Source organism: Denitromonas ohlonensis (assembly GCF_007625205.1).
Taxonomy (GTDB): domain Bacteria; phylum Pseudomonadota; class Gammaproteobacteria; order Burkholderiales; family Rhodocyclaceae; genus Nitrogeniibacter; species Nitrogeniibacter ohlonensis.
Window position 1 is genome coordinate 225,656 of record NZ_VMNI01000006.1, and the last position, 21,019, is coordinate 246,674.

General features: G+C 65.0%; 24 protein-coding genes. 18 read left to right on the forward strand and 6 right to left on the reverse strand.

All coding sequences use genetic code 11. The annotated features are described in order from the left end of the window. Positions 1 to 83 precede the first annotated feature (83 nt). Together FHP89_RS06555 and polA are read right to left on the reverse strand one after the other, a co-directional pair. On the reverse strand, positions 84 to 581 hold the full coding sequence (locus tag FHP89_RS06555; protein WP_144175097.1) for an REP-associated tyrosine transposase: 498 nt from the start codon (positions 579 to 581) through the stop codon (positions 84 to 86). Between the two features lie 183 nt (positions 582 to 764). After that, positions 765 to 3,497, reverse strand: a complete 2,733-nt coding sequence (gene polA, locus FHP89_RS06560; RefSeq protein ID WP_144175095.1) for a DNA polymerase I — start codon at positions 3,495 to 3,497, stop codon at positions 765 to 767. Between the two features lie 65 nt (positions 3,498 to 3,562). On the opposite strand from polA, the gene FHP89_RS06565 reads away from it, so the two are divergent. From FHP89_RS06565 to FHP89_RS06620, 12 genes are all read left to right on the forward strand, one after another. Further along, complete coding sequence (locus FHP89_RS06565) at positions 3,563 to 4,288, forward strand: LOG family protein (RefSeq protein WP_144175093.1); 726 nt, start codon at positions 3,563 to 3,565, stop codon at positions 4,286 to 4,288. Continuing rightward, positions 4,285 to 5,136, forward strand: coding sequence for a fumarylacetoacetate hydrolase family protein (locus FHP89_RS06570; protein ID WP_144175069.1), 852 nt, complete (start codon positions 4,285 to 4,287; stop codon positions 5,134 to 5,136). Before FHP89_RS06565 ends, FHP89_RS06570 begins: the two co-directional genes overlap by 4 nt. Positions 5,137 to 5,235: 99 nt before the next feature. Then, positions 5,236 to 5,580, forward strand: a complete 345-nt coding sequence (locus tag FHP89_RS06575; RefSeq protein WP_144175067.1) for a DUF2782 domain-containing protein — start codon at positions 5,236 to 5,238, stop codon at positions 5,578 to 5,580. 48 nt (positions 5,581 to 5,628) lie between these two features. Beyond that, complete coding sequence (locus FHP89_RS06580) at positions 5,629 to 6,576, forward strand: homoserine kinase (protein ID WP_144175065.1); 948 nt, start codon at positions 5,629 to 5,631, stop codon at positions 6,574 to 6,576. Then, positions 6,576 to 7,331, forward strand: a complete 756-nt coding sequence (locus FHP89_RS06585) for a BPSS1780 family membrane protein (protein ID WP_144175063.1) — start codon at positions 6,576 to 6,578, stop codon at positions 7,329 to 7,331. Before FHP89_RS06580 ends, FHP89_RS06585 begins: the two co-directional genes overlap by 1 nt. 1 nt (position 7,332) lies before the next feature. Further along, complete coding sequence (locus FHP89_RS06590; protein ID WP_144175061.1) at positions 7,333 to 8,106, forward strand: BPSS1780 family membrane protein; 774 nt, start codon at positions 7,333 to 7,335, stop codon at positions 8,104 to 8,106. Then, complete coding sequence (gene nadD, locus FHP89_RS06595) at positions 8,099 to 8,761, forward strand: nicotinate-nucleotide adenylyltransferase (RefSeq protein WP_144175052.1); 663 nt, start codon at positions 8,099 to 8,101, stop codon at positions 8,759 to 8,761. The genes FHP89_RS06590 and nadD overlap by 8 nt, the downstream gene beginning before the upstream one ends. 4 nt (positions 8,762 to 8,765) lie before the next feature. After that, on the forward strand, positions 8,766 to 9,119 hold the full coding sequence (gene rsfS, locus FHP89_RS06600) for a ribosome silencing factor (RefSeq protein WP_144175050.1): 354 nt from the start codon (positions 8,766 to 8,768) through the stop codon (positions 9,117 to 9,119). Then, on the forward strand, positions 9,116 to 9,586 hold the full coding sequence (gene rlmH / locus FHP89_RS06605; protein ID WP_144175048.1) for a 23S rRNA (pseudouridine(1915)-N(3))-methyltransferase RlmH: 471 nt from the start codon (positions 9,116 to 9,118) through the stop codon (positions 9,584 to 9,586). The genes rsfS and rlmH overlap by 4 nt, the downstream gene beginning before the upstream one ends. Before the next feature lie 110 nt (positions 9,587 to 9,696). After that, positions 9,697 to 10,332: a Maf family protein gene (locus FHP89_RS06610; protein WP_260851507.1), complete on the forward strand. Its 636-nt coding sequence runs from the start codon at positions 9,697 to 9,699 to the stop codon at positions 10,330 to 10,332. A gap of 24 nt (positions 10,333 to 10,356) precedes the next feature. Continuing rightward, positions 10,357 to 11,811 carry a ribonuclease G gene (gene rng, locus FHP89_RS06615; protein WP_144175046.1) on the forward strand — a complete coding sequence of 485 codons (1,455 nt, stop codon included), beginning with the start codon at positions 10,357 to 10,359 and terminating at the stop codon, positions 11,809 to 11,811. 52 nt (positions 11,812 to 11,863) lie between these two features. Then, positions 11,864 to 12,565, forward strand: a complete 702-nt coding sequence (locus tag FHP89_RS06620) for a VIT1/CCC1 transporter family protein (RefSeq protein ID WP_144175043.1) — start codon at positions 11,864 to 11,866, stop codon at positions 12,563 to 12,565. Between the two features lie 123 nt (positions 12,566 to 12,688). Here FHP89_RS06620 and FHP89_RS06625 read toward each other — a convergent pair whose 3' ends face one another. Both FHP89_RS06625 and FHP89_RS06630 read right to left on the reverse strand, forming a co-directional pair. Continuing rightward, complete coding sequence (locus tag FHP89_RS06625) at positions 12,689 to 12,847, reverse strand: DUF3309 family protein (RefSeq protein WP_144175041.1); 159 nt, start codon at positions 12,845 to 12,847, stop codon at positions 12,689 to 12,691. Between the two features lie 80 nt (positions 12,848 to 12,927). Continuing rightward, positions 12,928 to 13,242, reverse strand: a complete 315-nt coding sequence (locus FHP89_RS06630; RefSeq protein ID WP_144175039.1) for a BON domain-containing protein — start codon at positions 13,240 to 13,242, stop codon at positions 12,928 to 12,930. Between the two features lie 373 nt (positions 13,243 to 13,615). Here FHP89_RS06630 and FHP89_RS06635 point away from each other — a divergent pair, with 373 nt between their 5' ends. Further along, on the forward strand, positions 13,616 to 14,815 hold the full coding sequence (locus tag FHP89_RS06635) for a DesA family fatty acid desaturase (RefSeq protein ID WP_144175037.1): 1,200 nt from the start codon (positions 13,616 to 13,618) through the stop codon (positions 14,813 to 14,815). Positions 14,816 to 14,842: 27 nt separating this feature from the next. Here FHP89_RS06635 and FHP89_RS06640 read toward each other — a convergent pair whose 3' ends face one another. Continuing rightward, positions 14,843 to 15,133: a hypothetical protein gene (locus tag FHP89_RS06640; protein WP_144175035.1), complete on the reverse strand. Its 291-nt coding sequence runs from the start codon at positions 15,131 to 15,133 to the stop codon at positions 14,843 to 14,845. A gap of 88 nt (positions 15,134 to 15,221) precedes the next feature. On the opposite strand from FHP89_RS06640, the gene FHP89_RS21405 reads away from it, so the two are divergent. The 5 genes from FHP89_RS21405 to FHP89_RS06665 all read left to right on the forward strand — a co-directional run bounded on the left by FHP89_RS21405 (position 15,222) and on the right by FHP89_RS06665 (position 19,424). Further along, positions 15,222 to 15,770 (forward strand): hypothetical protein, encoded by a 549-nt coding sequence (locus FHP89_RS21405; protein WP_449240217.1) that lies wholly within the window; start codon positions 15,222 to 15,224, stop codon positions 15,768 to 15,770. A gap of 27 nt (positions 15,771 to 15,797) precedes the next feature. Beyond that, on the forward strand, positions 15,798 to 16,520 hold the full coding sequence (locus tag FHP89_RS06650) for a Crp/Fnr family transcriptional regulator (RefSeq protein WP_144175029.1): 723 nt from the start codon (positions 15,798 to 15,800) through the stop codon (positions 16,518 to 16,520). A 170-nt stretch (positions 16,521 to 16,690) separates the two neighbouring features. Beyond that, entirely contained in the window at positions 16,691 to 17,008 is a 318-nt protein-coding gene (locus FHP89_RS06655; RefSeq protein WP_144175026.1) for a DUF1840 domain-containing protein, read from the forward strand. 552 nt (positions 17,009 to 17,560) lie between these two features. Then, on the forward strand, positions 17,561 to 17,767 hold the full coding sequence (locus FHP89_RS06660) for a helix-turn-helix domain-containing protein (RefSeq protein ID WP_144175024.1): 207 nt from the start codon (positions 17,561 to 17,563) through the stop codon (positions 17,765 to 17,767). Positions 17,768 to 17,789: 22 nt separating this feature from the next. After that, positions 17,790 to 19,424, forward strand: a complete 1,635-nt coding sequence (locus FHP89_RS06665; RefSeq protein WP_144175022.1) for an ATP-binding protein — start codon at positions 17,790 to 17,792, stop codon at positions 19,422 to 19,424. A 369-nt stretch (positions 19,425 to 19,793) separates the two neighbouring features. Here the strand turns inward: FHP89_RS06665 and FHP89_RS06670 are convergent, their stop codons facing one another. Next, positions 19,794 to 20,936, reverse strand: coding sequence for an alpha/beta fold hydrolase (locus FHP89_RS06670; protein ID WP_144175020.1), 1,143 nt, complete (start codon positions 20,934 to 20,936; stop codon positions 19,794 to 19,796). Between the last annotated feature and the right edge of the window lie 83 nt (positions 20,937 to 21,019).

Here is a 21,019-nt window from a genome sequence, read left to right on the forward strand (position 1 = left end):
CATGTTCAGACAAAGAGGTGACAAGTATGGGTAGGTTGGGTTGAGCAAAGCGAAGCCCAACAACCACGCCATGACACCCGCAACTATTCCACACCCCACCCGCCCTTCACCAGCCCTTCCCGCATAAACCGGTGAATCGACGAATACGGCCAGTCCGTGGCGCACTGGGCGTGACCGTGTTTGACCGGATTGTTGTGGATGTAATCAACGTGTTGCTGGAGGTCCGCGTCATCCCGAATCTGGTGCTCCCAATAACGGCGCTGCCAGATACCGCGCTCTCGCTTTTGGACTCGGCCGGGGTGAATCGCTTCGGTTTTTGGTATCGCGCGGGAAAAGGCGCTTTTGATCAAAGCCCAGCGTAGCGGGTAGTCGGCGTCGCCTACCGGCAACGTCCAGATGGCGTGGAGATGATCGGGTAAGACGACCGTGGCGACGATATGAAAGGGGTGGCGTTGCTGGACGGATCGGGTGACGGCCCGTAGATCATCGATGTGACGCACCAGCAGATCACTGCTTCGATCGGCGAGGTTGACGGTGAAGAAGAAGGTGCCGCCTTCGATCAAGGACCGTCGGTATCGCATGGGATGTCGCCGCTGTCGTGAGGGGGTTGTTGGGCTTCGCTTTGCTCAACCCAACCTACAGACCGATGACAACCGCGTAGGGCACTGGCGTAGGTTGGGTTGAGCAAAGCGAAGCCCAACATTTACCGCGACACAATGACATTTGCAACCCAAACCACGCGACCCGCGCCGTGCGTCACACCCTCAATGCGCCTCATCCCAATTCGCCCCATCCCCCACTTCCGCCACCAGCGGTACCGACAGCTTCGCCACGCCGGCCATCAGCTTCGGTAGCTGTTCGCGCACCAAGGCCAATTCCCCGTCCGGCACTTCGAGCACCAGTTCGTCATGCACTTGCAGGATCAGCTTTGATTTGAGCTGTTCTTTCTTGAGCCAGCCCGAGACGGCGATCATGGCTTTTTTGATGAGGTCGGCGGCGGTGCCTTGCATGGGGGCGTTGATGGCGGCGCGTTCGGCGCCCTGGCGGCGGCCGGCCTGGCTGGCGTGGATGTCGGGCAGGTGGAGGCGGCGGCCGAAGGCGGTTTCGACGTAGCCTTTATCGGCGACCTCGGCGCGGGTGCGGGCCATGTAGTCGGCCACGCCGGGATAGCGGGCGAAGTAGCGTTCGATGTAGTTGGCGGCGGCGCCGCGGTCGATGCCCAGGTTCTTGGCGAGGCCGTGGGCGCTCATGCCGTAGATGAGGCCGAAGTTGATGACCTTGGCGTAGCGGCGCTGTTCCTTGTCGACCTCCAGCGGGGTGAGGCCGAAGATTTCGGCGGCGGTGGCGCGGTGCACGTCTTCGCCGTCGGCAAAGGCTTGCAGCAGGCGCTTGTCGCCGGACAGGTGGGCCATGATGCGCAGCTCGATCTGCGAGTAGTCGGCGCTGACCAGGCGGTGCCCCTTGGGCGCGATGAACGCGGCGCGGATGCGGCGGCCCTCTTCGCTGCGGATGGGGATGTTCTGCAGGTTGGGGTCGGAGCTGGCGAGGCGGCCGGTGACGGCCACCGCTTGCGAGAAGCTGGTGTGCACCCGGCCGGTCTTGCGGTTGACCATCAACGGCAGCTTGTCGGCGTAGGTGTTCTTGAGCTTGGCGAGGCCGCGGTAGTCGAGCAGCAGCTTCGGCAGCGGGTAGTCTTCAGCGAGCTTTTGCAGCACTTCTTCGTCGGTCGAGGGCTGGCCAGTGGCGGTCTTTTTGACCACCGGCAGGCCGAGCTTGCCGAACAGCAGCTCACCTAATTGCTTGGGCGAATTGAGGTTGAAGGGCTGCTCGGCGAGCTTGTGGGCTTCGGCTTCGAGCTCGACCAGGCGGCGGCCGAGTTCTTCGCTGTGCTGAGCGAGCAGGAAGTCGTCGATGAGCACGCCGTTGCGCTCCATCTCGAACAGCACTTCCATGCTCGGCAGCTCGATGTCGCGATACAGCGCGTCGAGCGCGGGCTCGGCGGCTAGGTGCGCGGCAAAGTGCTGCTGCAGGCGCAGGGTGATGTCGGCGTCTTCGGCGGCGTATTCGGCGGCTTGCTCAAGCGCGACCTGATCGAAGCCGATCTGCTTGGCGCCCTTGCCGCAAATCGCGGTGTAGGGAATGGTCTCCAGCCCGAGGTGGCGCTTGGCGAGGCTGTCCATGTCGTGCGACTTGTCGCTCTCGAGCACATAGGAGGCGAGCATGGTGTCGTCGGCGATGCCGCGCAGGCGCACGTCGTAGTTGGCCAGCACATGCTTGTCGTACTTGAGGTTCTGGCCGACCTTTTTGTATTTGTCGCTCTCCAGCCAGGGGCGCAGGGCGAGCAGCACGGTGTCGATACTGAGCTGATCGGGCGCGCCAGCGTAGGTGTGAGCGACGGGCACATACGCTGCGCCGCCACCCGGCACGGCAAAGGACAGGCCAACCAGCGTGGCGGCCATGGGGTCGAGGCTGGTGGTTTCGGTGTCGAAGGCAGCAATCGGCGCGCTGCGCAGCTTGAGCACCCAGGCGGCCAGCGACTCGGCGTCGAGCACGGTATCGTAGCCCTGGCGGTGCATGGTCGGGTCATCGGGGGGGGCGACCGCAGCGGGGGCCGCAGGGGTAGCCGCCTCGCCCTTGGCCGGGGCGGCGCCGGCTTGCTGCACTTCGCGCAGCCAGCTCTTGAATTCGAGATGCGAGAACAGCTCGACCAGCTTTTCGCGGTCTTCTTCACGCGGGGCGAGATCGGTGGGGCCGAGGCCGAGGTCGAGGTCGGTGGCCACGGTCACCAGCTTGCGCCCCAGCGGCAGAAAGTCGAGATGCTTGCGCAGGTTCTCGCCGACCTTGCCGCCCACCTCGTCGGCATGGGCGACGATCTCGTCCAGCGAGCCAAACTGGGTGAGCCATTTCACTGCGGTTTTGGGGCCGCATTTGTCCACGCCGGGGATGTTGTCCACGGTGTCGCCGACCAGCGCGAGGTAGTCGATGATGCGCTCGGGCGGCACGCCGAACTTGGCTTCGACGCCAGCCGGGTCGAGCACCTCGTTGCTCATGGTGTTGACCCAGCGCACGCGCTCGTCGACCAGCTGGGTGAGGTCTTTGTCGCCAGTAGAGATCACCACGTCCATACCCGCCGCGCTGGCCTGGCGGGCGAGCGTGCCGATCACGTCGTCGGCCTCAACCCCCTCGACCATCAGCAGCGGCCAGCCGCGCGCCTGCACGGCCGCGTGCAGCGGGGCGATCTGAACCGCGAGGTCTTCGGGCATGGGCGGGCGGTGCGATTTGTAGTCGGGGAACCAGTCGTCGCGGAAGGTCTTGCCCTTGGCGTCAAAAATGCAGGCGCGGTACTCTGCCTTGTAGTCGGCATCGAGCCGACGTAGCATGTTCAGAACCCCATATACCGCGCCGGTTGGCTCGCCTGCGGCATTTCGCAGATCGGGCATGGCATGGAAGGCGCGGAAGAGATAACTCGAACCATCAACGAGCAAAAGCGTGGGCATGGGGATGTCACCGGCAAGGGTTGTCGGAAGGCGGACCCGCCACTACGCACTGCACACGAGGCCACATGAACGTCAAGGACAAACTCCCCGCCGACCTGCCCAATGCCGCCGTGCCGCAGTACAACGCGCGCGAATCCTGGCGAATCTTCGGAATTATGTCAGAGTTCTTCGAGGCCACCGAACGGCTCAGCGCGATCCGTCCGGCGGTCTCCATCTTTGGCAGCGCCCGCACGCCGGCGGACCACCCCTATTACGTGCTCGCCGAGCAGATCGCCCGCAAGCTGTCAGACGCCGGCTTTTCAGTCATCTCGGGCGGCGGCCCGGGCATCATGGAAGCGGTCAACAAGGGCGCCTTTTTTGGCAAGAGTCCGTCGATCGGGCTGAACATCCAGTTGCCGCACGAGCAGCAGGCCAACCCGTATCAGGACATCTCGCAGACCTTCCAGCACTTTTTTGCGCGCAAGTTCATGTTCGTGAAGTTCGCCTCGGCCTATGTCGTCATGCCCGGCGGCTTCGGCACGCTCGACGAGTTGCTCGAAGCGATGACGCTGATGCAGACCGGCAAGACCCGCAACATCCCGATCATTCTGGTGCACACGCCGTTCTGGGAAGGCCTGCTGGCGTGGTTCAAGGACCGACTGGTCAGCGAGCGCATGATCAACCCAGAAGACCTCGACCTGATCCAGCTCATCGACGACCCGGACCAGGTGGTCGAGGCGATCTTCAAGCATTACGAAACCCGCGGCTTCCTGCCGCTGCCCGACGAACACGAGTTGATGCTGAATCTATGAAGCTGCTGCGCTACGGCCCCGCAGGCGAAGAGCGCCCCGGACTGCTCGACACAAACGGCACGCTGCGCGACCTGTCTGCGATCGTCGGCGACATCACGCCGGCCACGCTCGGCCCCGAGGCCTTGTCCGCCCTGCGCGCGCTCGACACTAACAGCCTGCCCGTGGTGACGGGCGCCCCCCGCCTCGGCGTGCCCTGGGCGGGCTGCGGCAAGTTCGTCGCCATCGGTCTCAATTATTCCGATCACGCCACCGAAGCCGGTCTGCCCGAGCCGGCCGAGCCGGTGATGTTTCCCAAATGGACGAGCTGCCTGTGCGGTGCCAACGACGACATCGTGCCGCCGCCAGACTTCACCCGGCTCGACTGGGAGGTGGAACTGGGCATCGTCATCGGCCGGCAGGCGCGCTCGGTGAGCGAGGCCGAGGCGCTGGACTATGTGGCCGGCTACTGCGTGGCCAACGACGTCTCGGAGCGCAGCTACCAGTTCGACCGCTCCGGCGGCCAGTGGGGCAAGGGCAAGGGCTTCGACACCTTCGGCCCGGTCGGCCCCTGGCTGGTCACCGCCGACGACGTGCCCGACCCGCAGGCCCTCGGCCTGTGGTTGAGCGTCAATGGCGAGCGCATGCAAAACGGCCATACCGCCACCATGATCTTCTCCTGCGCCCGCCTGGTGGCCGAGTGCAGCCGGGTGATGACGCTGGAACCCGGCGACCTGATCATCACCGGTACGCCGCCGGGCGTCGGCATGGGCCAGAAGCCGCCGCGCTACCTGCAGGTGGGCGATGTGGTCGAAGCCGGCATCGACGGGCTGGGCGCGCAGGTGCAGCGGGTGCGGGCGCCGGCCACTTGAACCACAGGCCTGGCCGCGGCAGCAATGTAAGCAAACGCTAAAACCAAGCGATGGCGCAGAGGTCAAACTGCTAGAATCGCGCCAATCAAGGAGAACCCCATGCGCAAGCCGACCTTTGCCCTGCTGATTGCCGCCCCGCTGTTTGCCTTCACCCTGTCCGCCAGCGCGCAGGATCGACCGGCAAACCTCGCAGATGTCCCCGCGCCGCCGCCGATTCCGGCCGGCGTAACCGAGGAAGACTTCGAGCCGCAGGTCACCATCGTCAAGCGCGGCGAAGACGTGGTCGAGGAGTATCGTTCCCACGGCAAGCTCTACATGGTCAAGGTCACGCCGCCGCATGGCACGCCCTACTACATGATCGACCGCCGCGGCGACGGCACCTTCGAGCATGTCACCGGCGAAAAGCCGCTGTCCGTGCCAATGTGGATCGTCAAGTCCTGGTAAGTTCAATTCTCTCGCCGGCCGGGCCACGGTCCGGTCGGTGATATCACTATGTCTGTTTTCACACCGGTTACCTCCGACGCCCTCGACGAGTGGCTGTCCAACTACGCCATCGGTCACTTGATCGAGTTGCGCGGCATCTCCGAAGGGGTGCAGAACAGCAATTTCTTCGTCACCACCAGCCTCGGCCGCTATGTGCTGACGCTGTTCGAAACCCTGTCGCACGCCGAGCTGCCCTTCTATCTGCACCTGATGGCGCATCTGGCGCGCCACGGTCTGCCCGTGCCGGCGCCGATTGCCGACCTCGACAACGAATACCTCGGCACGCTCTCGGGCAAGCCGGCCGCACTGGTGCGTCGCCTCTCGGGCGCCTCCGACATGTCGCCGGACGCCGCGCGCTGCACCAAGGTCGGCACCATGATGGCCGGGCTGCATCTGGCCGGGCAGCGCTTCGGCCGCCGCCAGGACAACCCGCGCGGCCCCGAATGGCGCGCCCGCACCGCGCAAGCCGTGCGCCCCTATCTGAGCACCGACGAGCAAGCCCTGCTCGACGCCGAGCTCGCCTTCCAGGCCAGCATCGACGTCGCAGCGCTGCCCAGCGGCGCCATCCACGCCGACCTGTTCCGCGACAACCTGCTGTGGGACGGCGACGAGGTCGGCGGCGTGATCGACTTCTACTTTGCCGGCAACGACGCACTGCTCTTCGATCTGGCCGTCACGGTCAACGACTGGTGCGCCGACGCGACCGGCCAGCTCGACCCGGTCCGCACCCGCGCCCTGCTCACCGGCTACCATGCCGAGCGTCCGCTGACCGACCCCGAACACGCCGCCTGGCCGGCCATGCTGCGCGCTGCGGCGCTGCGCTTCTGGCTGTCGCGGGCCGAAGACTTCCACCTGCCGCGCGACGGCGAAATGGTGCTGGTCAAAGACCCCAACGAATACCGCGACATCCTCCGCCAGCGCATCGCCGCGGGTGACACGCTGCACTGGCACGACTGATGACCGACACCCACCCCGACCTCCCGCCCGCGCACGCCCTGCGCCCCAGCGCCTGTCTGAGCTGGCTGGCCCATGGCTGGCGCTTGTTTCTGCGCGACCCGGCACGCTGGGCGGTAATCGCGCTCATTTTCGTGCTGATCCTGGCTGCGCTCGGCTTCGTGCCGCTGGTCGGCTGGGCGTTCAGCCTGGTCGGGCTGCCGGTGCTCACCGCCGGCCTGCTGATGGTGGCCGATGACGCCGCCGCCGGTCGGGCGGTGCGCATCGACGGCCTGTTCGACGGCCTGCGCCGCGACGCCGGCAAGCATGTGATGGTCGGCATCTGCTATCTGGTCGGCGGCCTGCTGTCGGCCTTCATCGCCGCCGCCATTGGTGGCAGCGCCGCGCTCACCGGCGCGTTGATCGGCCCGCTGGCGGCCGCCGGGCTCACCGCCGGCGGGGTGATGATTGCCAGCATCGTCTTCATGGCGCTGTGGATCGGCCTGATGATGGCGCTGTGGTACGCCCCGGCGCTGGTGGTATTTCACCAGGCCGAGCCGGTCGCCGCCCTGCGCCACTCGGCCCGCGCCTGCCTGCACAACCTGCCGGTGTTCTTCGTGCTGGCCCTGTGCCTGTATGTGCTCGGCTGGCTGGCCATGCTGCCCGCCGGTCTGGGCATGCTGGTGCTGGTGCCCGTCGTGGCCGGCGCGCAGCACGCCGCCTACCTTGAAACCTTTGGCAATCGCCCCGCCCTGCCGCCGCCCAACGAGTCCGTCTGACATGCAAGCGTACAAACGCAACCCCACCCGCGGCTTTGCCTGGATCGCCGAAGGCTTCCGCCTGTGGAAGCGCAGCCCGGCCCTGATCACCTATCTGACCTTCGGCTATCTGCTGATTCTGGTGGTGCTCAGCGTCATCCCGCTGCTTGGTCAGGCCGTCGCCTCGCTGATCCTGCCGATCATCTCGCTCGGCGTGCTCAACGGCACCCTGGCCGTGCACGAGGGTCGCAAGGTCGGGCCGGAGGTGTTGCTGTCGGGCTTCAAGAGCAATGTCGCCGGTCTGATCACGGTCGGCGGCCTGTACCTCACCGGCACCCTGCTGGCGCTGGGCGCCACGGCGCTGATCGACGGCGGCATGCTGCTCAAGATCATGGTCGGCAATCACCCGCTCAATGAAGAAGCCATGGCCACGCCGGGCCTGATGAACGCCTCGCTGTTCGGCACGCTGCTGACCACCCCGCTGATGATGGCCTACTGGTTTGCCGCCATGCTGGTCGGCTGGCACGGGCTGTCGGCGCCCAAAGCCATGTTCTTCAGCCTGATCGCCTGCTGGCGCAGTTTCGGCGCCTTCAGCATGTATTTGCTGGGGATCTTTTTCCTGGTCGTCGGCGGCCCCGCGCTGCTGGTGGCGACCATCGCCCAGAGCTCGCCGGCGCTGGCCAGCCTGCTCACCGTGCCGCTGCCGCTGATCACCATCCCGATCGTGTTCGCCTCCTTCCTGCCCAATGTGCTCGACATCTTCGGCCACGAACCGCCGCCCGCCGCCCATGGCTGAGGGACCGATCGGGCTGCTCGGCGGCACCTTCGACCCCATCCACATCGGCCACCTGCGTCTGGCCGAAGAGGCGCGCGAAAGCCTCGGCCTGGCCGAGCTACGCCTGATTCCGGCCGGCGAACCACCTCACCGCGGCGCGCCACGCTGCCCCGGCGAACATCGCCTGGCCATGGCCCGACTGGCCGTGGCGGGCAATCCGTTGCTGACCGTCGACGACAGCGAAGTGCGCAGCGACGGCCCGAGCTACACCGTGCTCACGCTGGAGCGCCTGCGCGCGCAGGTCGGGCCTGACCGGGCGCTGGTACTGATCCTCGGCGCCGACGCCTTCGAAGGCCTGCCGAGCTGGCATCGCTGGAACGAGCTGTTCGATCTCGCCCACATCGCCGTCGCCAACCGCCCCGGCTACGCCCCGCATGGCCGACGTTGGCCGGCGGTTTTATCGACGGCGCTTGAAGCGGCCTGCCAGGGTCGCCGGCTGAACCACCCCGATCAGCTGAGCGCCGCACCAGCGGGTGGTCTGCTGCCTTTTGACATGACCCCACTGGCCATTTCGGCCACCCACATCCGGGAACTGCTGGCGCAAGGGCACAGTGCCCGATATTTGCTCCCGGCTCCGGTTCTCGACTATATTGCCGCGCATTCCCTCTATAGCTGACCCCATGGAACTCGACCAACTCCAACAGATCGTTATCAACGCACTCGAAGATGTCAAAGCGATCGACATCGAAGTCATCGACACCACGAAACTCACCGCGCTGTTTGATCGCATGATCATCGCCAGCGGTAATTCGGGCCGTCAGACCCGCGCCCTGGCGCGCAACGTGCAGGACGAGGTCAAGAAGGCCGGCGGCACCGTGGCCAGCGTCGAAGGCGAAGACAGCGGCGACTGGGTGCTGGTCGACCTCGGCGGCATCGTGGTGCACGTCATGCAACCCGCCGTGCGTGCCTACTACAACCTCGAAGAGCTCTGGAAGGCCACCCCCAAAAATCCGAAGCCCGCGCCCAAAGCGTGAAGCTGCTGATTGTCGCCGTAGGCACGCGCATGCCCGACTGGGTCAGCGCGGGCTACGACGACTACGCCCGCCGCATGCCGCGCGAGGCGAGCATCGAGCTGATTGAAGTCAAGGCCGAGCCGCGCACCACCGGCAAGACGGTGCCGGCCATGATGGCCGCCGAAGCCGCGCGCATTGAAGCCGCGCTGCCCGAACGCTGCCACCGCGTCATTCTCGACGAGCGCGGCACCGAGCTGACCACCCGAAAACTGGCCGAGCGCTTCGAGCGCTGGCTGGGCGACGGGCAGGACGTGGCCTTCATCGTCGGCGGCCCCGACGGCCTCGACCCGACCATCAAGTCCACCGCCCACGACACCGTGCGCCTCTCGGGCCTGACCCTGCCGCATGCGCTGGTGCGCCCGCTGCTGGCCGAGGCGCTCTACCGCGCCTGGAGCCTCACCCGCAACCACCCCTATCACCGCGAGTAGGGCGGGTTTCAACCCGCCGACACCTCCATGATCTCCTGGCCGGTTGAAACCGGCCCTACGCTGCCCGGTCAACGCCCATCATCGGCCGTGCGGGGACCGAATCCCGTAAAATGGCGCAGATCCCACCCGACCCCGCCATGCAAAACGCCATCTACCTCGCTTCGAACAGCCCCCGCCGCCGCGAACTGCTCCGCCAGATCGGCGTGCGTTTCGACGTGCTGCTGTTCCGCGACATGGCCCGCGGCGACCACGACATCGACGAAACCCCGCTGCCGGACGAGATCCCGGCCGACTACGTGCAGCGCGTGGCGCTGGCCAAGGCCGAGGGCGGCATGGGGCGCGTGCAGTGGCGTCACCTGCCGCACCGCCCGGTGCTGGCGGCCGACACCACGCTGGAAGTCGACGGCCAGATCATCGGCAAGCCCGACGACGCCGAACACGCCGCCCAGATCCTGCGCACCCTGTCGGGGCGCGAGCATGTGGTGCACACCGCCATCGCGCTGACCGACGGCCAGCGCACCGAACACCGACTGAATACCAACCGGGTGCGCTTCCGCACCCTGAGCGACGCCGACATCCGCCGCTACATCGCCACCGGCGAGCCCATGGACAAAGCCGGCGCGTACGGCATCCAGGGCCGCGCCGCGATGTTCGTCGAACACATCGAGGGCAGCTACACCGGCATCATGGGCCTGCCCCTGTTCGACACCGCCGCGCTGCTCGAGCGCTTCGGCCTCGCCCCCTGAATTCTCACTCTTGCCGACCCGTCCATGACCGAAGACTTTCTGATCAATTTCACCCCGCAGGAAACCCGTGCCGCCCTGATGCAACAAGGCGTGGTCCAGGAACTCCATGTCGAGCGCACCGCCAGCCGCGGCATCGTCGGCAATGTGTATCAGGGCCGCGTCGTGCGCGTCCTGCCCGGCATGCAGTCGGCCTTCATCGACATCGGCCTCGAGCGCACCGCCTTCCTGCATGTGGCCGATATCTGGAGCGATCGCCACAACGGTGATCACGCCCGCCCGATCGAAAAAATCCTGATGGAAGGCCAGAGCCTGATGGTGCAGGTGCTCAAAGACCCGATCGGCACCAAGGGCGCGCGCCTGTCCACGCAGGTCAGCATCGCCGGTCGCCTGCTGGTGTATCTGCCGCAGGAGAAGCACATCGGCATCTCCCAGCGCATTGAGGACGAAGCCGGCCGCGAAGCCCTGCGCGAGCGCCTCGCCCGCCTGATGGGCGAGAACGAAACCGGCGGCTTCATCGTGCGCACCATGGCCGAGCAGGCCAGCGACGCCGAACTGGCCGCCGACATCGCCTACCTGCGCAAGCTGTGGCAAGAGATCATGAGCCGCGCCAGCGGTGCCAAACCCCCGCTGGCGCTGTATCAAGACCTGACGCTCGGCCAGCGCGTGCTGCGCGACCTGGTCACCGACTCGACCTCGCGCATCATCGTCGACTCGCGCGAGAACTTCATCAAGCTCACCGCCTTCGCCAAGGAATACATGCCGCGGGTGCTGCCGCTGATTACCCACTACACCGGCGAGCGGCCACTGTTCGACCTGCACAACGTCGAAGACGAGATCGAAAAAGCACTGGCCCGGCGGGTGGACCTCAAAAGCGGCGGCTACCTGATCATCGACCAGACCGAAGCGATGACCACCATCGATGTGAACACCGGCGGCTTCGTCGGCGCGCGCAGCTTTGACGACACCATCTTCAAGACCAACCTCGAAGCGGCGCAGACCATCGCCCGGCAGCTGCGCCTGCGCAACCTGGGCGGCATCATCATCATCGACTTCATCGACATGGAAACCCTGGAGCACCGCGACGCCGTGCTCGGCGAGTTCAAACGCTCGCTGGAGCGCGACCACACCAAGATGACGGTCAATGGCTTTACTGCGCTCGGCCTGGTCGAGATGACCCGCAAGCGCACCCGTGAGTCGCTGGCCCACACCTTGTGCGAGCCCTGCCCCACCTGCGACGGCCGCGGCGAAGTGCAGACCGCCCGCACCGTGTGCTACGAGATCCTGCGCGAGCTGCTGCGCGAGGCCCGCCAGTACAACGCCCGCGAGTTCCGCGTGCTGGCCGCGCCGAACGTGTGCGACCTTTTCCTCGACGAAGAATCCCAGGCGCTGGCCATGCTGTCGGACTTCATCAACAAGACCATCTCGCTGCACCCCGAAGCCAGCTACACCCAGGAGCAATACGACATTGTACTGCTCTGAAGAGACCAGTCAGCGTCGTTCCGACCACATCGTCCCCCGGCCAACGCGCACCATGCCCCACACGCGCCACACCCCGGAAGTGCATCACGCCCATCGCGCCGGATGGCTGCGCGCGGCGGTGCTGGGCGCCAATGACGGCATTGTGTCGACCGCCAGCCTGATGCTCGGCGTGGCCGCCGCCGACGCCGGACACAGCGCCCTGCTGATCGCCGGCGTGGCCGGACTGGTGGCCGGCGCCATGTCGATGGCGGCCGGCGAGTATGTCTCGGTCAGCTCCCAGGCCGACACCGAGCAGGCCGACCTGCGCCGCGAGCGCGCCGAACTGGACGCCCACCCGATCTACGAACACCAGGAACTGGCCGCCATCTACGTCAAGCGCGGCCTCAGCCCGACGCTGGCCGACCAGGTGGCGCACCAGCTGATGGACCACGACGCGCTCGGCGCCCATGCGCGCGACGAGCTGGGCATTACCGACACCCTGAGCGCCCGCCCCGTGCAGGCGGCACTGACCTCCGCCGCCACCTTCGCCGTCGGCGCCGCGCTGCCGCTGGCGGCGGCGATTGTCGCCCCGGCCCCCTGGCTGGTGCCGACCGTATCGGGCACCTCGCTGGTCGTGCTCGCGGCGCTGGGCACCCTGGCGGCCCGAGCCGGCGGGGCACCGATGCTCCGCGCCGCCGTTCGGGTCACGTTCTGGGGGGCGCTGGCGATGACGCTCACCGCGGCCGTCGGCCGCCTGTTCGGCACCGCGCTCTGAATAAAAGCCTTGGCGGCTGGTGGTCTGCTTTGCAATTGTTGCCCCCCCTGTAGGGCGGTTTTCAACCCGCCTTGGTCGGCTGAAGCCGACCCGACGCGGCATGGGGACTTCGCAAGCACTACACTAGATTTTTCCAAGCAGCCACAGCACCAGCAGAATCAGCAGCACCAGACCAAGCCCGCCGCTGGGGCCATAGCCCCAGCCACGGCTGTGCGGCCAGGTGGGAATCACGCCCAGCAGCATCAGAATCACCACAATCAACAACACGGTTCCCAACGACATTTCATTCTCCTCTCACGCCATCGCGGCCACGGCGTGTGTCCGCGATGGCACGGCGGCCGGTGTCTTACCGGCCGCTTTGTTTATTTGACCCGCATGTCGTTCTTGACCGACGTCACACCCGCCACGCCGCGCGCCACCTCGGTCGCCCGGTTGGCCGCCGCCCGCGAGCTGACAAAGCCGCTCAGTTGAACGACCCCCTTGAAGGTTTCCACATTGATCTCGGCCGACTTGAGCATCGGATCACCGAAAATCGCCACTTTCACCTTGGATGTCACGACGCTGTCGTCGATGTATTCGCCCGTGCCTTCCTGCCTCGGCGTGGAACTGCAGCCCACCGAAGTAAGCAATGCCGCGGCCAGGACAATGGCTGACAAATAAGTACCGATACGATTCATGATGTGTTCTCCTTGATGGGATGGACCTGCGGTTCTCGCACCAGAAAACACCGTACGAGCCACTGTTTCTGCAGCGATCGGCCTGAACGTCGCGAGGTGCTGGCGGGGCAGGCCCCGATTCGCACACCCACGTCGCTTGACTGGCACCAGCATAGCCATTGGTCATCGCCGAATCGGTACGCTAGCGAACACATCACCCCCGCACGGGGAATACCAAACCCAAGCGAAGCGCTTTCCGTCGGTGCGCGGCGCCGGCCTGTGTGCGCGGACGCACAGACGCTGCAGGGTCATGCGCGCGATCATCATGCTTGAGACGCCCGTGTCGTACGCAACCGCAAGGCATGAGGTCGCCGTGCTCCAGGAGAACCCGCAAATGCCCATCCCCGTGCTTGATCTTCCCTGGTGGGGGGTCGTGCTGGTTACACTTGGCCTGACCCAACTCACCATCCTCTCGGTGACAGTTTTTCTCCACCGCCACCAGGCCCATCGCGCCTTGACGCTGCATCCGGCCATCAGCCACGCCTTCCGTTTCTGGCTGTGGCTGAGCACCGGCATGATCACGCGCGAATGGGTCGCCATTCACCGCAAGCACCACGCCACCACCGACACGGCCGACGACCCGCACAGTCCGCAGATCCACGGCATCCGCAAGGTGCTGCTCGAAGGCGCCGAGCTTTACCGGGAAGAGAGCTGCTGCGCCGCGACAATCGAAAAATACGGCCACCACACGCCGGATGACTGGATCGAGCGCCGCCTGTACACCCGTCACAGCCAGCTCGGCATCGGCTTCATGCTGATCCTCGACCTGCTGCTGTTCGGTCCGATCGGGCTGACCGTCTGGGCGGTGCAGATGCTGTGGATTCCGTTCTTTGCCGCGGGTGTGATCAACGGCATCGGCCACTACTGGGGCTATCGCAACTTCGCCTCCAGCGACGCCTCGCGCAACATCGCGCCTTGGGGCGTCCTGATCGGCGGCGAAGAGCTGCACAACAACCACCACGCCTATATCAGCTCGGCGAAATTCTCGAATCGATGGTGGGAGTTCGACAGCGGCTGGGCGCTCATCCGCCTGCTTGAACTGCTCGGCCTGGCACAAGTGAGCCGGCTGGCGCCGACCATCCGCTACAACACAGCCAAACAGCGCTGCGACGCCGACACCCTGGCGTCGGTGCTCACCCACCGCTTCGATGTCCTGGCCGGTTTCGCCCGCGCCGTCAGCGGCGTCTCACGCGACGCACTGCACCGCCTCGCCTCCGGCGCCCAGCCCCCATCGCTGCGCGACGTCACCTTGCGTGACGCGGTCAGGCACTGGCTCTGGGCAAGCGTCGGCACCCTGCCCGAACCGGAGCGCCGGGCACTGGAAGACGCGCTGCCGGCCAGTGCCGTGCTGCGCACCCTGTATGGCCTGCGCGAGGATCTGGCCGCCCTGTGGCGTCGCTCCGATGCCTCCACGGCGCAACTGACCGCCCAGCTGGAGCGCTGGTGCCAACGCGCCGAGACCAGCGGCATCGCCGCGTTGCACGACTTCTCGCAGACACTTCGCAGCTACGAGTCCGTCGCCGCCCGGCCATAGCGAGCGCCACGGCCGCGCTGCTGTGGCTCACTTCTTCTTGACCGTCCTGAGCCGCTCGGTCATCTCCTTGAGCGCCTCCCAGGCGGCGTCGGTATTGGTTTTGATCTGCTCCCAGTTCTCATCGTTCGCCTGCTGCAAATCTGACAGGTGCTGCAATGCCTCTTTGCGCTTGGTGTGGAGCGTCTCGATGTTCGTCTCGTACTGCCGCTTCACACGAACCTCCCACTGCTCGGCCTCGGCCAGGAGCGGCTCGATTTGCTCCTTCCATTCGGCCAACTGCTTTTCCATCAAGGCCAGATAGTCTTCTCGCTTGCTCATCTGAGTGCTCCTTCTCTTGGGTGTGCCATTCGATGCCAGCCGCAGCCCGCGCCGACAAATCGGCACAGCACGACCGGAAACCTGCAGCATGGGATCGAGTGCAAACGCCGGTCTGTTCGCTCGCGAACATAAGGTCGGCGCCGGGCACGAAGCCCCTACAAAAGCGGCGCGCAGCATGAATGCCCGAGCACTCACGCTGCGCGCCGCAGAAAAATCAGATGGGCTTGGTCACGCTCTTCAGTTCTTCTTTGACATCCCCGGCAACGGCCTGGACCTTGCCCGCGACCTCGTCAATCTTGCCTTTTTGCTCAAGGTCCTTGTTGCCAACAAGCTGCCCGGCAGCTTGCTCAAGCTTGCCCTTCACCGCTTCGACACGGCCCTGCACTTGATCTTTGTTCATGTACTACTCCTCGGTGTTGCTATGTGGCAAAGGGATCTGCAGCACCCGCTTCCGGGCACCAGAGCCACCACACATTCACACTACCGCCGCGGTTCATGGCCGTCTGTGCGCCAGCGCCCATTGCAACGCAGCCGGCGCAAGAAAACCCAGCGCCGTCGCCTGCCGGTCGGCCTGACGCGCAAGCACGACCAATCCACGCCCTTGCATCGCGCGCGGACGCTCTCGCGCCTATACTGAAAACGTCTTGTCCCACCCCGCGGCCCAATGGCACAGAGCGAACCACATCCCCGCCAGAACCACCTCCTCGCGGCGCTTCCAGCGGCCGATGCCGAACGCATCTTCCCGCAACTCGAATACGTGCCGATGCCACTGGGCCACGTGCTATATGAATCCGGCATCCAGATGCGCCACGTCTATTTCCCGGCCACCTCGATCGTCTCCTTGCTCTACGTCATGGAAGACGGCGCATCCGCCGAAATTGCGATCGTCGGCAACGAGGGCATCGTCGGCGTCTCCCTTTTCATGGGCGGAGAAACCACCCCCAGCCGCGCAGTGGTCCAAAGTGCCGGCCACGCCTACCGCTGGGCGGGCCAGGCACTGAAAAACGAGTTCTATCTCGCCGGCCCCATGCAGCGTTTGCTGCTGCGCTACACCCAGAGCCTGATGACCCAGATGGCGCAGACCGCCGTCTGCAACCGCCACCACACCCTCGACCAGCAGTTCTGCCGCTGGTTACTGCTGTCGCTCGACCGCCTGTCCTCAAACGAACTGGTGATGACCCAGGAGCTGATCGCCAACATGCTCGGCGTGCGCCGCGAAGGGGTCACCGAAGCGGCCGGCAACGTCCAGCGTGCCGGCCTCATCACCTACCAGCGCGGACACATCTCGGTCATCGACCGCCCCGGCCTCGAAGCACGCACCTGCGAGTGCTACGCGGTGGTCAAGAAAGAACTCGACCGCCTGCTCCCCTATTCCGACGGCCTCTAGCCACACCGCCCATCGGGATTCTTATTGCCCGGCGCCAGCGCGCGCCCGGCGTGTGTGCGCTGACGGACAGACCGCCATGCCCCGCGACGCGTAGCATTGTCACCCTGACCGCAGCCCGCGCAACCGCGAATCCCGTCCGCGGCCATCAGCCCCCTACAAGGAGACCCTGCATGCTGATCACCTTCAAATCCGCCGCCAGCGGCGACGTCATTTTCCTCGAGAAAATCGGAAAGAGAATGCTCGATGTGCTGCACAAGGACCGGGACGCCGCACAAGGCATCGTCACCGTCGAACAACTCCCCAAAGCGATCACTCGCGTGCGCGAGGCCATCGCCGCCGACGTCGCCGCGCAAGCCGGCCAGCCCCCCCGTGACAACACCGAAGAAACCCCCGACGCCGACCTCTCCTTCCATCAGCGGGGTCTGCCCCTGCTCGAACTGCTGGAACGATCACTGGCGGAAAAAGCCGTCGTGACCTGGGGCGTATGACGCTCGACGGAGTCCCTCTCCCGCACGATGCATGCGTCGTTCCGAGATTGAAACGTAAGAACCCGGCAAGCTCGGACTTGGGGCGGCTATCGGCCATTCACCGTCGTCGATGCTTCCGGAAAGCGGGTATCCGACCGACAGCCACTCCCCAGGACCTGCCAGAAGGCCACTTCACACAATTCGGCCCGAGGAGCCGTTCGCGTGTGATGCTCCGAATGGCTGGAATACGATTCGAGATCGGGCGTTCGTCGCAAGATTTTTTGAGGCATGTTTCTAGGCCTTCCGTTGTGCTTCCATTACTGCACCTGGCGACACGCTTCCCTAGCTGCATTTCTGAATCCAACTCCAATCGGCCCGTTTCCGAGACAGCGAACACGCCCGCGGGGACAGGGTCTGGGTCGGCGTGAGTTTGAGGCAAATGGCCGTTGCGGCGTCGGAACTCAAGCGTGCTGGACTGTATTGATCATCAAGCGTCGAGGAGGGATTCTGTAGTCTCCTGTTAGACTGATGACGATTTAAGACGACTCTGAGACACGTCCGAGAGCTAATGCCATGAGTGCTGAACCGTGGGTCACCGCAAGCGAAGTCGCTCAGCACCTGGGCGTCGTGAAGGATACGGTCTACCGCTGGCGCGAGCACAAGGGCCTGCCCGCGCACAAGATCGGCCGACTGTGGAAATTCCAGCTGTCCGAGGTTGATGAATGGGTGCGCACGGGCGGGGCCGGCGACGAGTCGGATGGCGGGGGCGAACAAGAGTGACGCAAAGCAAGGAAAGGATCGCGTGAGCCTGGAAGGACAACTCCTCGACCAGAAGTCCCTGCGGGCAGTGACTGGCAAGACGGCAGACTGGAACGAAATCGCCAAGGATTGCATCGCCTTTGCCAATGCAACGGGCGGTCGGTTGTTGCTGGGCATCGAGGACGGGAAGGATGCCCCGCCAGTCGGTCAAAAAATCCCCACCGATTTGCCCGACACCATTCGGCGCAAGCTGGCCGAGCGCACGGTCAATGTTGCGGTGCTGCCGGATATCGTCACCGCCGCGAATGGTGGTCAGTACATCGAGTTGCGGATTCCTCGCGCCCTGGCTGTGGCATCCACCACCGATGGCCGCTACTTTCTGCGCGTGGCCGACCAAAGCAAGCCCGTCACGGGCGACGACGTGATGCGGCTGGCCAGCGAGCGTTCCGCGCGGCCGTGGGAAACGCAGACCACACTGCATATTCCTCGCATCGAGGTTGATGCCGTCAGTCGCGACAAGCTGCTACAGGCCTTGCGCGCATCCGACCGTGTCAAGGCCTCGGTCAAGGAGAAGTCCGACGATGAACTACTCGACCACTATCAGCTGGCGCAGGGGCAGGCCCTGACCAATCTGGGCGTTCTTTGCCTTGGCCGCCAGCACCACCGCGCCCAACTGACCACGGCACCGGTCATCCAGTTCATCAAGTACGACGAGCACAACCAGAAGGTCAATAAGCTGGTATGGGATGACCACACGCAGAGCCCGATGGAGCTGATCGAGGCAGTTTGGCTGGAGGTGCCCGACTTCCGCGAGCGCTACGAACTGCCCGATGGCCTGTACCGGCAGAACGTGCCCGCCTTCGACGAAATCGTGGTGCGTGAACTGCTGGTCAACGCACTGGTCCATCGCCCCTACACCCAGCGAGGTGATATCTTCCTGAATCTGCACCCAGACCGATTGGAAGTGGTAAACCCCGGCCCATTGCCGCTGGGCGTCACCCCGCAGAACGTGCTGCATACCACCGTGCGCCGCAACGAGCACCTGGCCCGCCTGTTCCACGACCTGAAGCTGATGGAGCGCGAAGGCAGTGGCTTCGACAAGATCTTCGAGGTGCTGCTGTCGCAAGGCCGCCCGGCGCCGCAGTTGATCGAAACCCACGACCGCGTGCAGGTCACGGTACGCCGCCGCATTCTCAAGGCGGAAGTCATCGATTTCATTGCCAAGGCGGATCAGACCTACCAGCTAACCCAGCGCGAACGCATCGCCCTGGGTTTGCTGGCGCAGCACGACGCCATGACCGCACGCGAACTGTCTGTGGTATTGGAGCTGCCCTCGGTCGAGGCGCTGCAACCGTGGATCAAGCGGCTGCTGGATTGGGATCTGATCCAGAGCGCAGGGCGCACGCAAGCCACGCGCTATTTCGTCGATCCGGGGCTGCTGCGCCATCTCGATTTTGCCGGGGAGACTACCCTGAAGCGGATCGAGCCGCACCGGCTTGCGGCCCTGATTCTGGAGGACCTCAAGCGCTACCCCGAATCCGCGATCGGCGATATCCGCCAGCGCATCGGTAGCGAAATCCACCCGAGGCAGGTCAAGCGTGCGGTGGATGGCCTGGTCGACAAGGGCGACGTGCGCTTTGAGGGCGACAAGCGCTGGCGGCGCTACTGGGCGGTGTAATGAACAGGCTATCGGACAACTTGCGCCCTATCGGCAATAGCTGGACGATAGAAAACGAGCGATACGCCAGCACAGATCAAATAAATCAAAGCCTTATATCGATCGCCGCGGATGAGGCCCAGTCAATAGCGGCCCTACAGAATCCCTCGCATTCCAGGACGCACCCATGAGCGCCAACTTCGAACAACTCGCCAATTTCATCTGGTCAGCGCGCGTACGCTGAGCTGACGAAGGAAGCCCAACACTCAGTGTTTCATGATTGCGCGGTTGAATGTTGGGGCTCGCTGCGCTCAATCCAGCCTACATGGTGCCGTTGCGCACTTACGACGGACGGCTCCGGGTCGACTCCAGCCCCACACGTCGCCACGCTCAACGCCCCTGCCGCCCGCCGGCGCGTAACCAGAGGGCGATCTGCGGCCAGCATTCGGTCAGTGTCCTGGAACCCATGAACAGCCCGATGTGCCCGCCCGCGACGAGTTTCTTGACGATGTCGGCCTTGGGGGTGCCGAGGTATTTCTCGGCGTCGAAGACCTGTTCCTTGGTGGTGATGTCGTCCTCCGATCCGGCCAGCAGGTAGACCGGGCACACGATGTCCTTGAGCGACAGGCGTTGGCCAAGGCCAACGAACTCGCCCTTGGCAAAGCGGTTCTCCTTGAAGAGCTGCTGGATGGTCTGGAGGTAGTACGCGCCGGGCAGATCGATGGGATTTTCGTACCATCGCTCGAAATGCTCGGTGCGGCGCAGGAAGTTCTTGTCTTCGATGTGTGCATACAGGTCGATGAACTTGCCCAGGTATTGCTCGTCTGCGTTCATGCCTTTCCAGCCAGCGAGCATGGTCTGGCCGAGCATCCGGCCATCGCCCGCGGCCACCATTTGCTCGTAAAGGCTCAACGGCAGCGTATGCGCGAGCTTCTTGATCGGCCCGTCGCCGGCATCGGTGTCGATGGGCGCGCCGGCGAGCACGATGCAGTGCACCTTGTGCGGAAAGCGCGCGGCATACATGGCGCTCATCCACCCGCCCTGGCACAGGCCGACGAGATCGACCTTGCCCCCCAGGTGGTCGACGACCCTGTCGATGTCGGCCAGATAGGTGTCGATGTCGAAGTCCTTCATCTCGGCGGTGGCGTTTTTCCAGTCGGTGACCAGCACCTGCGTGAGGCCACTGGCCATGAGGGTTTCGACCAGGCTCTGGCCGACGGCGTAGTCGGCGATGGTCGAGCTGTGGCCGGCGTAGGGGGCGTCCACCAGCACCGGGGTTTGCGCGGCGTTCTGACCGGGGGGCGAGAAGTCGCGCAGACGCAGGGTGTCGAGCTCCAGCACGATGCGATTTTCGGTGGCCCACTCGGGGTCAGATGGGTCACCAAACGCGATGGCTTTCTCGACGAATCGCAGGTTATTCTGGAACAGGGTGAGGCCTTCTTCTCCGAGCTCGATCGCGGCGGCCATGGGCCAGAAGCACGGCACGGAGTGTTCATGGCAGGGGAAGTGAGTCGCTTTGGGGGAGGTGTTCATGACAGGGACTCCATGGGTTCTGACGAGCGACAGATCGGTCGTCGATTCACCCGGTCGGTAGCAGCCTGCCGGCAACATGCCGG